This is a genomic window from Hydrogenovibrio sp. 3SP14C1, from assembly GCF_029625905.1.
Taxonomy (GTDB): domain Bacteria; phylum Pseudomonadota; class Gammaproteobacteria; order Thiomicrospirales; family Thiomicrospiraceae; genus Hydrogenovibrio.
Genome location: NZ_JARTLM010000002.1, coordinates 268,539 through 280,421, shown reverse-complemented (window position 1 = coordinate 280,421; position 11,883 = coordinate 268,539). Strand labels below are relative to the sequence as shown.

At 44.0% G+C, this 11,883-nt stretch carries 20 protein-coding genes; 1 reads left to right on the top strand and 19 read right to left on the bottom strand.

The window, feature by feature from the left end; translation table 11 throughout:
- The 6 genes from P8629_RS02850 to P8629_RS02825 all read right to left on the bottom strand — a co-directional run.
- A partial coding sequence (locus tag P8629_RS02850; protein WP_278164257.1) for a hypothetical protein occupies window positions 1-573 on the bottom strand: 573 nt, incomplete at its 3' end.
- The gene (locus P8629_RS02845) at window positions 573-1,136 is read right to left on the bottom strand and encodes a phage tail protein I (RefSeq protein ID WP_278164256.1); all 564 of its coding nucleotides are present in this window, start codon (window positions 1,134-1,136) and stop codon (window positions 573-575) included. The genes P8629_RS02850 and P8629_RS02845, both read right to left, overlap by 1 nt.
- Window positions 1,129-2,025 carry a baseplate assembly protein gene (locus P8629_RS02840; RefSeq protein ID WP_278164255.1) on the bottom strand — a complete coding sequence of 299 codons (897 nt, stop codon included), beginning with the start codon at window positions 2,023-2,025 and terminating at the stop codon, window positions 1,129-1,131. Before P8629_RS02840 ends, P8629_RS02845 begins: the two co-directional genes overlap by 8 nt.
- On the bottom strand, window positions 2,022-2,369 hold the full coding sequence (locus P8629_RS02835) for a GPW/gp25 family protein (protein ID WP_278164253.1): 348 nt from the start codon (window positions 2,367-2,369) through the stop codon (window positions 2,022-2,024). Before P8629_RS02835 ends, P8629_RS02840 begins: the two co-directional genes overlap by 4 nt.
- The gene (locus P8629_RS02830; protein ID WP_278164251.1) at window positions 2,366-3,031 is read right to left on the bottom strand and encodes a phage baseplate assembly protein V; all 666 of its coding nucleotides are present in this window, start codon (window positions 3,029-3,031) and stop codon (window positions 2,366-2,368) included. Before P8629_RS02830 ends, P8629_RS02835 begins: the two co-directional genes overlap by 4 nt.
- Window positions 3,032-3,039: 8 nt before the next feature.
- Complete coding sequence (locus P8629_RS02825; RefSeq protein ID WP_278164249.1) at window positions 3,040-3,534, bottom strand: hypothetical protein; 495 nt, start codon at window positions 3,532-3,534, stop codon at window positions 3,040-3,042.
- 11 nt (window positions 3,535-3,545) lie between these two features.
- On the opposite strand from P8629_RS02825, the gene P8629_RS02820 reads away from it, so the two are divergent.
- Window positions 3,546-3,911 (top strand): hypothetical protein, encoded by a 366-nt coding sequence (locus tag P8629_RS02820; RefSeq protein WP_278164247.1) that lies wholly within the window; start codon window positions 3,546-3,548, stop codon window positions 3,909-3,911.
- Between the two features lie 19 nt (window positions 3,912-3,930).
- On the opposite strand, the gene P8629_RS02815 is transcribed toward P8629_RS02820, so the two are convergent.
- From P8629_RS02815 to P8629_RS02755, 13 genes are all read right to left on the bottom strand, one after another.
- Entirely contained in the window at window positions 3,931-4,500 is a 570-nt protein-coding gene (locus tag P8629_RS02815; protein WP_278164246.1) for a hypothetical protein, read from the bottom strand.
- Window positions 4,497-4,829 (bottom strand): hypothetical protein, encoded by a 333-nt coding sequence (locus P8629_RS02810; protein ID WP_278164244.1) that lies wholly within the window; start codon window positions 4,827-4,829, stop codon window positions 4,497-4,499. The genes P8629_RS02815 and P8629_RS02810 overlap by 4 nt, the downstream gene beginning before the upstream one ends.
- A 74-nt stretch (window positions 4,830-4,903) precedes the next feature.
- Complete coding sequence (locus P8629_RS02805) at window positions 4,904-5,902, bottom strand: major capsid protein (RefSeq protein ID WP_278164243.1); 999 nt, start codon at window positions 5,900-5,902, stop codon at window positions 4,904-4,906.
- A 28-nt stretch (window positions 5,903-5,930) separates the two neighbouring features.
- On the bottom strand, window positions 5,931-6,275 hold the full coding sequence (locus P8629_RS02800) for a head decoration protein (RefSeq protein WP_278164242.1): 345 nt from the start codon (window positions 6,273-6,275) through the stop codon (window positions 5,931-5,933).
- Window positions 6,276-6,278: 3 nt separating this feature from the next.
- The gene (locus P8629_RS02795; RefSeq protein ID WP_278164240.1) at window positions 6,279-7,667 is read right to left on the bottom strand and encodes a S49 family peptidase; all 1,389 of its coding nucleotides are present in this window, start codon (window positions 7,665-7,667) and stop codon (window positions 6,279-6,281) included.
- A gap of 10 nt (window positions 7,668-7,677) precedes the next feature.
- Window positions 7,678-9,126 carry a phage portal protein gene (locus P8629_RS02790; protein ID WP_278164239.1) on the bottom strand — a complete coding sequence of 483 codons (1,449 nt, stop codon included), beginning with the start codon at window positions 9,124-9,126 and terminating at the stop codon, window positions 7,678-7,680.
- Between the two features lie 8 nt (window positions 9,127-9,134).
- A complete protein-coding gene (gpW, locus tag P8629_RS02785; RefSeq protein ID WP_278164237.1) occupies window positions 9,135-9,380 on the bottom strand; it encodes a gpW family head-tail joining protein in 246 nt (81 codons plus the stop codon).
- On the bottom strand, window positions 9,359-9,595 hold the full coding sequence (locus P8629_RS02780; protein WP_278164235.1) for a hypothetical protein: 237 nt from the start codon (window positions 9,593-9,595) through the stop codon (window positions 9,359-9,361). The genes gpW and P8629_RS02780 overlap by 22 nt, the downstream gene beginning before the upstream one ends.
- A gap of 126 nt (window positions 9,596-9,721) precedes the next feature.
- Window positions 9,722-10,240 carry a hypothetical protein gene (locus tag P8629_RS02775; protein WP_278164233.1) on the bottom strand — a complete coding sequence of 173 codons (519 nt, stop codon included), beginning with the start codon at window positions 10,238-10,240 and terminating at the stop codon, window positions 9,722-9,724.
- A gap of 2 nt (window positions 10,241-10,242) precedes the next feature.
- On the bottom strand, window positions 10,243-10,548 hold the full coding sequence (locus P8629_RS02770; RefSeq protein ID WP_278164232.1) for a DUF6527 family protein: 306 nt from the start codon (window positions 10,546-10,548) through the stop codon (window positions 10,243-10,245).
- Between the two features lies 1 nt (window position 10,549).
- Window positions 10,550-11,095, bottom strand: a complete 546-nt coding sequence (locus P8629_RS02765; RefSeq protein ID WP_278164230.1) for a glycoside hydrolase family 108 protein — start codon at window positions 11,093-11,095, stop codon at window positions 10,550-10,552.
- 184 nt (window positions 11,096-11,279) lie between these two features.
- Window positions 11,280-11,444 carry a hypothetical protein gene (locus P8629_RS02760; RefSeq protein ID WP_278164228.1) on the bottom strand — a complete coding sequence of 55 codons (165 nt, stop codon included), beginning with the start codon at window positions 11,442-11,444 and terminating at the stop codon, window positions 11,280-11,282.
- The gene (locus P8629_RS02755) at window positions 11,444-11,878 is read right to left on the bottom strand and encodes a hypothetical protein (RefSeq protein WP_278164227.1); all 435 of its coding nucleotides are present in this window, start codon (window positions 11,876-11,878) and stop codon (window positions 11,444-11,446) included. The genes P8629_RS02760 and P8629_RS02755 overlap by 1 nt, the downstream gene beginning before the upstream one ends.
- Between the last annotated feature and the right edge of the window lie 5 nt (window positions 11,879-11,883).

The following is an 11,883-nucleotide window of genomic DNA, read 5'->3' as shown; positions in this document are numbered from 1 at the left end:
GGCAGGAGCCATTAACTGTCTTGTGATGTTTGCTCCATCACATCGCAATAAATCAAAGCTATTGGAAGGAACATCAATACCTGTTCCACCTGATGTTTTGAATATCAAAGTCTGAGCTGTGTTGTTATAGACAACAAAATCTCTTTGAGTTGAAGACATCAATACGTTTTGTTGGGCAGTAAGCACTCCACCAGTATCAGTCATAAGAATGATACCGAACTCTTGTGAAGCATCAGCTGTCAGGTCAAGTTGAGCATCACTTGCAAAGTCAACAGTCGTTGATTGACGGTATTTATCAACATGATCCAAGCTTGCCTTGGTTGCCAAAGCATTGGTGACCGTCGATGCAAAGTTTGCATCATCACCCAAGGCAGCGGCTAACTCATTCAGCGTATCGAGCGCACCAGGCGCACCACTGACAAGTGCATCAAGCTGATCTTTCAGCCATTTTGTTCTATTAGCAAGCTGCTGTGCCTGCCTGTTAGCAATGCCGCCAGGGCCAGCCAAAACCTTATCAGTCGTTTCTAACTGATAAACCGTATCAAATTGTGATTGTTCAACTAAATCTGTCATCAGACTACTCCCATCGTATAAATTCCGTCGTAGTTAATCTCGCCGTTATAGAGCGGTATTGCTTGTGTAAAGTCAAAACCCCATAGCTCACACCTGGCCGGGGCTGCTTTTGCTAATAAATCCTTGGCTATATTTGCCTGGTCAACACTTAATAACCCCTGCAAGATGACTTTGTACTCATTCCACCCATCAGAATCGGAATACAAAGGAAACCCGTCATAACTTGCTGAACCGTCGTATGTGAAGTTATTGCGCCCTTCAACGATCTGATTATCACCAAGCCCAGCTTTAGAAAGAGCAAGCTTCACAGCTGCGACCGTTCCTTTTATTTCATATTCAGGAATCGATGATTTGATGACTTGTCGTTTTATGGACTCAGTCCAGCCATCATCCCAAACTTCAACTGCCAGACTGAATGCCAAATAACCAAGCAATTCAGCCGGGCAAGTGTCTGGGTTCCACATATCGCCAATCAGGTTTGGAATTGGTCTGTTTATTACCTGTTCAAGTGCCAATTCGAGCGGCGTACTATTAGATGGTAGTATTGACTCAATATCAGACACCTGTACCTCCGACAGTGACATTTACTGATGAACAATAGGGGGCTTGCTGTTCATTGCACGAAACCTCATTGAATTCTGTTAGTGTGACATTCTGAACACCAGATAGGTTCAATGCTGCATGTACTGCTGAGAGTGTAATATCGTAGCCGAGTTTATGCTTATCACTGCAAAACTTGGCAATAGACGCATTGACTTCACTTAAAACTGTATCGATTACAGTTCCAGGATAAAGCGTCAGACTGGCGTTGATGGTATAAGTCAAAATCTCAGCAGATTGTACTTGTGGCGTGTCCGACAAAGGACGAATATCTTCTGGGTCAAGATAAGCCTGAACCAGATCTATAAGCGCCTGATTAGCAGCACCATCACCGACATTACTCAAAATCGTTACTAAAACAACCCCGGAACCGCCTGCAATAGCGCTCACATCCTTCACGGAACCAGATGCCGTTTTTGCATGATATCTATAGCTTCCAGCAGAACCGGCAGTTGTCATCTTGTTGTATGAAAGCTGCATTCTGTCTCTATAAGGTTCATCTTCTTCTTTCACTGCAGGCGTTGGCGGTGTGGTGGTTTTGTCTTCTGGCATTATGGTCAGTCTTGGTGTGTCAATGAATGGCAAAGCTCCTAATGCATCTAGGTTGGTTCCTTTTGCATAGGCAAGCATGATTTGTGTGGCTTTTTCGTTATGATCCTGCCTGATTTTCAATTCACGCAAAGCAGCTGTTTCAAGCTCTTTTGTAATCGGATCATGAGGCTCACCGGAATAGGTGATGCCAATCGCGGCCAATCTAATTGTGGCATCAGACTTCATTTCTTCCAGAATCGTTTCATAATCCAGCGTACTAATGACTTCCGGCGCTGGTAATTTGCTCAGGTCTATATTCATCGAGAAACCTCAATTCCACTTAATGTTTCAGCAACGCCATTTTGTTTGTGAACAATATCAAACGTCACGGTGCCAGGATTTGTTACAGGGTTAATTATGATCTTTGTCACGTTCAAATCAGAAAACCCATTGGCGCTATTATTCAACGCATCAACAACAGCCACTTTCATTTCAAACAAATTCGCACTGTTGGTCGGGGCGTCGATTAAATCCGGAATGCGCGACCCCTTTTCTCTCCGCATCGGGTGCGTACCCAAGCGCATGGAAAGACAGCTTTGAATTCTGTCTTTTAAATAAACTTCATCGGAAATAACCTTTCCGGTATTTCTATCCATGCCAATCATGATGGTACGCTCGTAGTTCCGCCCTGCGAGTCGATATGGGCGTGATTTGTCAGACTAATACCATTTGCCACCAAGTCACCGTCCGTAACATCCATACCACCAGTACAAGGCACTGCACCACCTCCTGATGCTGCAGCCAAACTTCCAACACCGCAAATACCAGCAACAGAAAGATTTCCGCCAATAGAACCATTGCCTGTAACATCAATCTTGCCACCAATACTGGTATCGCCTGAAACGGATAGGTCGCCTTGAATATCCATATTGCCATTCAGGGTCATATCGCCATCAAATGTAATGCCGCCACTGCTATCTAAATGTGTTTTACCGCCGGCAGGCAAAGTCGCTTTTAGTGAATGGGTTTCCTGATCGTATTCAATCACCGCACCATCGTCATATTCTGTTCGGTCAATCTTGTCGCTTTGCGAGACGGCCTTAGCATCTTTTGAATTGATTGCACCAAAGATAATGCCCTCATAAATAGATGGCATGAATACTGCAACCTGTGTTCCCTTTGAAAGCGGTGCATTTTTACGAGAAGTTCCAGCAGATTGAGTTGTAGCAATCATCCAAGGAGAAAGCTCGCCGGTACTCATACGCACGCGATACATCAGCACATCTCCTGAAAAATCCTGTTGTTCAATCTTTCCATACTCAATCATTATCAATCCTATGGCGTCAAAGTGGTTGTATCGCCATCAGCCGATGTGAAAGTGATTTCTGACACTGCAACACCGCTGAAATCAAATTCCGCATCGCCAACATAAAGAACCTGGTTAAATGTCACCACAAAACTTTCAAACCCATCTTTTCCCGGCTTGAACTCACCCGGTAATGCTTGGATGTTATAAGGCGCTTCACAATCATCTGGCAGCTCGAAGTATTCATCCTTGAGCAGATCAATCACCATCGTTGCAAAGCTTCTTACCTGTAGCCCAACATTTGTGGTTTTTGCACTCAAAACACAATGCAAAGCCACGTTCAAATTCACAGGCGTTTTGCCATTGCTGATGCGCTGGCCAAAATCCATTTGCTCTACTTCATAAAGCAAAGCCGGGGTATTTAGCTTTTCACCAATGCGATAAGCCGCCACCGTTTTCAAACTCGGAAACGTGGCCTCAATAACGGCTTTTATATTGTCGTGGTAAGTGATGATGTCGCTCATATGGCTAGTTTATGCAACCAAAAAAGCGTTATCCTGTGGTAAAGTGTCTAAATGATGATATGAAAGGAATCGGCATGACAGAGCATGACAAGCCTTCAAGCGAAATAGTTGCAGACTATATGGTTTATTTTGGAACTACATTCAGAATGATATTTTTCTGGATCTGCTCATTGATGATTGCACTCATTGGCTTAGTAATGCTTGCCGGAGATAACTGGTTCAGGGCAACCATTATTTTTATTTCCGCGCTGATCATTAATCCGGAAGTCATTAAGCCATATTATCGAGGGATGATTAAAAAAAGAAAAGAACCATTAACGGCAGGGAAACTATTCGCCATTTCATTTTCGATGACCGTTCTTGCCATCTCAGTCTGAGCATCGACCAGGCCTGATGTCAGCTTTTCAACTTACTCAACTCAAAACGAATCTCTTGCAGTAACAACTCTTTAAACCGTGCATTGGCTCTGTTCTGCAGACGATAGATCGCCTCTTTTACATCGTCATTAATGGCGATACTAACCTTTTCTAACTTCTCTTTCCCAGCACTGCTATATTGACCAGGCAAACGTCGAAAGACCTTCATACCGTTTCTATTACCGCCAGATTTAGAATCAGCGATAAATGCGCCATCAAATGTTTGCCCACCAGCTCTGGCACCAGCCCATTGTCTTTTCCATCTTGGGTTTTGAAGATGATGCGCTGCTATCGGGTTAGTTCCAATCCAAACCTTATTGATACCGCTGGAATCACGCATATTCAACTTGATACGATACTTCTTGAAACTGCTGATCTTCATGCCAATAAGTCTTGCCGCTTGTCTGGCAATATGCGTTTGAAGCCATCGAGCCATTTTTTTACTTGCTCGGTTAATCGCTTTCTGCAGACCATGATTTGACAGATCACGCAATAAACTGACATGAGTTCCGATATCCCCACTAGTGGCATCAAGATTCAAATCAATCATTTCCAGGTATCTCCAACAGCCGGCATCTTATCTGCATCATTTAACTCTTTGAGTCTGATACGATGCAAACCGTTATACTGGTCTTTTGACGTGAACGGAACCACCTCATAGTCAGTGCCTGAGATGGTAACAATATCACCTATCAAATTGACATCCGACGGCAAGATAAAAATTTCTTCCAGAACAAAATCCGTCTTGATTCCGCCAAGATCAGAGTCTAAGCGTTCACGCCGCACTAATGCAGTGACTTCGTTAGCACCAGATTGAATAAGCTCTCCACCCTTGGCTAGAATAGTTTTTGCGGCTTTTGTTTTATCAACTTCAAACATGATTTTTTTCCATCAAGTTAAATCAAAAAAGCCCACTCATGGAATGGGCTTCTGTAATCAACTCAAATAAACTATTAAACTGTTTTGACTTTAGTCACGGCCGCTGGACGCGTACACAGAGACAAGGTATTGGATTGAACTTCAATATCAACTCCCTTATCGAACTTCATGCGCTCTGTCTTAGCGTAATATGGAAGACCTTTCGTGTTGACGGTTTCCATGTAATCTGCCGGACCAAATCGAGTGATGAACATACCAGGAACACCCACCGGGTAAAGGTAAGCTTCACCAGATGCAATGAATGACTTTCCATCAACAATCGCATCATAAGGTTCCCAAAAAACACCAGCATACATGAATCCATCCTGCATATCAGAGCGAAGACCTTCACCATTCATCCATCGATCATAAGCCGCTTTGACCTCTGTATTTTCAATCAGTGAGTTAAAGAAATCAGGAGCACACTTGGCACGCCATTGCGAAACAACAACACCACCAAGCTTTTTGCTTGCTGCTGTTTTGGCTTCATTGACCAGTTTACGGATTTTTGTACCATCAGTCTGTACTGCAATGGTTTTTGTTGGCTGACTTACTCCAAATCGAGAGTAGATATCTTCAAGCACTGTAGTGCCATCAGCATCCAAAATCTTACCTTTAATGGCCCCCATACGCTGCCATTCAAGTGTCGCGTCATTATTACGCTTCAACTCAACAAGTTTGCTATTGACTACACTCATAACAGATTCAACATCGCTTTCAGAACCAAATGCACGAATATTCTGAATGGAATCCGCAAGAATGGCATCTTCCTGCGGCAAATGAACCAAGTTGAATGGCACCATACTGCGCTTGTTGTTAGAACCTGTTTGACCTGACTGACCGCGCTCTTTTGCGGAAACAAGCTTCAAGCTATCACCTTTCTTCTCAACCTGAATGGTTGTGGTGGTGACCCCATCTTCTTCGAACAGACCTTCACCACCAAGCTTTGTTGGCAGTTGATCCATTTCATTGACTGATGCTGTCAGGCTGGTAACCGAAAACGCATCATTATTAAAAACATCTAATGTCGGCATAACTCTCTCCCTTTAGATTAGATTTTGTTTAGCGAACAAATAAGTTCAAGCTTGCGAAATCATCTTTCACTGCCTGAGTTGTATCGGTCAGAACCAGCTCTTTTAGCTCCGCAAGACGAACGATTGCCACCGCATCCATATCAGCACCAGTCGCATCGACTTTGTCATACAGAACAGCGGCAGCGGTTTCGGTGCCATCAGTGGCATTCACGTCATACACAGAATACTTACCGGTTGCCGTTACTTTCCCAAGCACTTGCCCTGGGTAAAGAACATCGACCTGACCTGCTTCAATCGTGATGATTTCGCGGGAGATATGACCATTCCCCTCGCTTAGAATGAATTCACCTGGATGATTCTTTTCAGTTAACATGGGTTATCTCCCTTTTCTTCGTTTAGCATAAATATTGTTCGCATTTGGCGTTTTCGGCTGCGATGCTTGTGGGTGCAAGGCCACCGGTGCGGCCGTCAAAATTTCAGTTTCGCCAGCGGTTGTTGCTTCAAACAAGTCTTTTCGTACTTGGTCAACTGAAGTTCCGGCCTTAATGTATTCAGCCGAAGCATCCGGAATACCTGCCGCTGCACAAATAGCTCTGATTTCAGCATCTGATTTCACCTTAGTGTCTTTAGATACTTTTTCAGTTTGTGCCGCTTTTTCAGCATGAGTCGATTCGCTTTCTGCGTTGAGTGTATTGTTACCAACTACACTTGCGTCTACCTGTGGTAGATTGTTTTCCGTGGCGGCAATATCTACTTCTTCTTCACTTTCATCGCCAGAACCAGCCTCTAACTCTCCTTCTGATTCACCAACACCTTCAACCTGCGCGTTGTCCTGAATAGCACTCATTCCTTCACTGTCATCTAATGCTTGCGACGACATACCCGCACTGTCATCAACATTTTCAGAAACCGATACCAGATTTCCGATCACTTCGCTGAAAGTTCCAAGCTTATCGGCAAGTCCAACTGAAATACTAGTATCTCCGTAAAAACAGCCAGCCTGTGTCTCCCGAACTTTTTGTTCATCCATATTTCGGTTACGGGCGACGGTAGACACAAAGATGTCATACAAACGATCAATCTCGGTTTGCATATCGGTACGCGCCTGATCAGATAATGGCTCATGCGGATTACCGGCCACTTTCTTGTCACCGGCATAGATAAACTCAACCTTGACGCCAATCTTCTTATCAAACTCGCTTTGATCAATGTGATAAGTCACCACACCGATTGAGCCAACACCACTGGTACGGCTGACATAGATTTCATCACACGCAGAAGCAATGGCATACATCGCCGAATACGCCATATCATCAACAATTGCGATAATTTTTTTCTGGCCACGTGAATGGAAGATATGATCTGACAAGTCCATCACTCCAGAGGCTGAACCACCCGGAGAATCACAGCGCAAGACAATGGTCTTGATATTGTCGTCGACCATCAGCTCGTCAAAGTCTTCTTTAATATCCTGATAGGACGCCGGTCCACTGGAACAGAACCCACGAATCGGACGGTTTACCATCGGGCCTGAAATATCGATGACACCGATATTTTCATGCTTGATAACGTCATCTTCCACATCACCATTATCATTCGCCACCGGTGCATCCAGATAACCGCGAATGCTGTTGGCCCCAAACTCAGCATGAACCAATAAAGGCTTGCCGATTGCGTGCTTGTAAACCTCACCAACCAAACTATGGGTTGATTGAGATTTTGAAAACACTCTTGCAATAGCCGTCATGACTTTTGATTTTTGCATTTCATTCTCCTTATTTATCCAGTCCGAGATTTTCTTCTCGTCTCTTATCTTCTGCACGTTGTTCATCAACATCTTCAACATCACGACCGCGAGAAGCAGTTAGATGCTGTCGACTATCCAACCCACCATCTTTTGCCTTGAGCAACGCACTCACATCCTGTAATGGGTTGATGTATTCCCAGGCCTGGGGAATATAGTCAACGCGAAGATAAAGATGGCGATTCACATCAAAGTCTGCCGGCGCTGCAATCTTCCCACTCAATACCGCCATATCGACAAATGCATGCCACATTCCCAAGCACACTTGATTGATGGTCCAGAGCGACTGGTCTTGCTGAATGACTCGTCGATACTGATTCATGATCGCGCGCCAGATCCGGTCATTGATATCTTTGTAATCACCGGATACCAACTCATAGGGCACACCAATACCGGCAGAAATGCCGAGTAATTGTTGGCGCGTAAATTCTTGATAACCATTGCCCGTGGCATCGCCATCAAATAGGTTGATGTTTTCACCAGGCAACAAAGACGGGAAGCTTCCGGGTTCTGCATCGATGTAGCTTTGACCCGCTTCATCTTCACTGACTGGATCACCTGTAATAGGGTCATACTTCCATTGCCCGGAATCTTCATCAGGGAAATTCTTTTCAATCACCCCGGTATAATTCGCTCGGGTTTTCTTGCGCTCAATTTCAGCATCTTCGTACTGATCATAATGATACGCCTTGACCAACCCTTGAATGGTTTGCGGTTCGCCACGAATCTGACCCGGACGACTTGGAATGAAATGGTGCTGAATCTGATCAGCTGGAATGCGCACCAGATTATTCAACTCAAAACTGGTGATTCTATCTGCCGGGTGCCGGCGATACATCCAATAAGCTGCGCGCTTACCGATCTTGTCAAACTCGATACCGGCAATCACTTCATTGCCGTTGCTGGCAATCCCGTTATAGTGTGATGGGCAAAAATCAGCCTCCAAAAGCTGAAACTGCAAAGGCACAATCAAACCGTCTTTTAGCTTGCGCTTACGCTGTCGAATAAATACCTCACCACTCTCACGTCGTGCACGTGCAGAAAGCTCCTGCAAGCCGTAAACGTTTGCCACACCATCAGCATCTGCCTGATAAAGCCAATCATTCCACAATTCTCGGATAGCCTTGTTGAAATCCTTATCAGGCGACTTTGGGCGTGGTACGATTCCGGTGCCGATTTCATTGGCAACATCAGCACGAACGCCATTGTTTATCCAAGGGTTGTTTCTTACTGCCGACCGGCTTCGGTTTCTCAGGGTATCAATCTCAGATAAGCTAGCCGAGTTTGGCCCCAAATCAGGTGCACTGTAATTCGACAAGCGCCGACCCGTACTGGACGCCTGATAAGCCTGAGAATCAGCCTTAAACACATAGCTTGTCTGCACGTCTGTTTTTGCTTTTACAAATAGCCTTTGCGTCATGAAATACCTCAATACCCTGCTTTATGCTTGATAAGCGTCGGGCGACCACGTTGGACACCTGTCAACTGATTAACCAGTTTTTTTGCTTTCACTAATTCATCTTTCAGAAGCTTTGCACTGGCCTGCTGATAAGTGACAGACTCATTTTCAAACTTAACCTCAACTGCACGATCCCCCATCAATAAAGCATCGTATGCAGCCTGCAGGTTGTCACGTCTTGTCGTGGCTGCTTCTATTTCTGCTTGTGTTGCCATTTAATATCCACTTTATCGTCATAAAATCGTGGCTTGTATAAGTCACGCGTGATTTGTTTAATACTTTCAGAATTGTTTGTGATGCGGTAATCCATACCATCCAGACGAACATCATCAGCTTTCCTTTCAGAAAAGACATTAAATGCCCCTGCAATTACGGAAATAATCAATGCAGATGCGACTGTAAAAATGAGTTTTTTGATGTGATCGTTCACCGTCTATCCTTAACTTGCAACTGCATAAATGATTAAATTTCCCAGCACAGAACCAATGACATAACCTAAAACATGGCAAAACCATGTATGTCTTTTGAGAAAGCATTCAATCTTTTCAGCCATCTATCACTTTCCCCGTGCTCTGGCCAAAAGTTCGTTCTTTTTCGCGCTTCCGCTTGACGAACCAAAGTAATAATTCATCACTGACGCCCAAGCCATGCCAAGAGAACCAAGCATGATTTTCAATGCATCGCTTTGAGAATTTGAATCGGCATAAACCAGATAAAGTGTGGCAAAAAAACCAACGGTAACCAGTATTGCCAGAACCGCTGGAATCTTGTCTTTGACAGCAATCTCACGCGCACGAGCATCGGCTGTATTTGCCTGATTAATCTTTTCAAGATCAAGCCCCATTTCTTGCATCCTGATTTGAAAGTCGTTGTCTATCTTCTTCAACGAAGCAAGCTGCTCAGGTGTCGCACCTTGAATAGCTTTTTCAATTTCAGGCTTTGTCGCATCAGGTTTTCCAAGCAATGCCTGTGATATTTGAGAAGCAGCCGCACCACCAAGTGGACCGCCAAGCGCCGTACCGATAACAGGGGCAACAGCACTCACTATGTTTTTAAATGTGTCTCCTAAATCCATCTCTATTCTCCTGCTGGTATTTCAACCATATCGACTATCTGACCTTTTAATTCGTGGTCACAATCATTTAAAAACTGCCACTTACCGTTTTTTATAAAACTATGGCAACGTGGCAAATGCTCAATACGATGACAAAGCAAAGATGGGCTGAAAGTTGGGTTTTTAACATCACCATTAAAATGCCAAGTGTCATAATCTCCAGTAGGATCATAAGTATGAATAAAATGTTTTCCTTTACACCCTGGGCACCACATTGAATACCCTGCTAACGCCCCATCTTGATGATGAACTTTTCTTAACTTTGACACGTTATGACTCCAAGGAAACCCGGTTTCTAAACCAGCCATAAATGAAGTCTTCGTCCTTCTCTCGCTTTTCACAAAGCTCTACATAGAAAGCACCCTGCAGGCAATTCAGCATTCTCAGTAATACATTCAGGCCTTTTTGACCACGCACACCCTTATAGACAGTCAAGGCATAAATGGTTTTTGCACCGATGTGACCGTCAACTTTTAAGTCTTGGTAATATCTCTGCTGATCGTTCAACACATTCAAGCTGCGCTGAAGATATACGGCTGCTGTGCCAACACCTTGATTGACCCCCGTATCAAATAACTCGAAAGCGACCTGATCACTTAGAAGGTCAATGTTATCCAGGTGAAGAATATCCCAGTAGTCAGACTTGTAGATTTCTTTAGCTTGCTGAATGGTAATCTTGCTGACGTCATCAATTCCATGTGCGGATGCAACGGCCTGCGTAATGCCAAACCTTGTCTTACCACCGGAATCGTTTTTATTGTCAGAGTCACCACCTTCAACCTTGATGACTTTCGGGAATGATTGATCAAAACTCATGACTAACCTCAATTATTTAAGGCTAGAATAAAAAAAAGGCGCAATATGCGCCTGTGGGAAGTTGTGAAAATTTGTAAAGTTACTCGTTAACAGGGTTATGCTTAAAATCTGCCGGGCCTGGATTTTTTGATAAGCTATGGCTACATGCCTATATCATTAACATTATGTCAACTTTCAACTGTTATCATTCTGACTTCTCCAGCATATTCAAATCTTGCTCTAAAACTTCACACCAAACTTTCCATGGCTCTTCAACCAGTGCAAACTGATGCCATACACCTTCTTTTCCAAGATATACAAGTCTTTCCTTTTGACCTATCCAATTATATTTTTTGGCTTTTTCAAACATCACTTTCCACCCTTTAAAGAAGAAAACAGTCCGCAGTTTTTATCAATGATTATGATGTATGCTTCAATCAGTGATTTATTGCGTTTTTTCAGTCGGTCCAGTTGGCTTTTTGAAATATCGAAGGTGTCGAATATCTCCCGATCGGTCGCACCGACGGCATAAAGTCTACAAATTCTGTCTTCTTCTTTTATCTTGCGCACTTCACGCAGTGCCGGAAGCTCGATTGACTGGCCACCGATCAATTCACCAAGCCGCATAGCTTTTTGCTTGCCAAGCAGAATGGTGATGATGTGCTTGTCAGATGGGTTGGCCGGCACATAAAAAGTTCGGCCCCCGAATCTGGCGCATAGTTCATTTGTAGCGTTAAAACCAACGGCTTGATTGACTCTTTCGACAACGGATAGGTCATCTTCTACATAGACTGTTTCTGACATGGCGC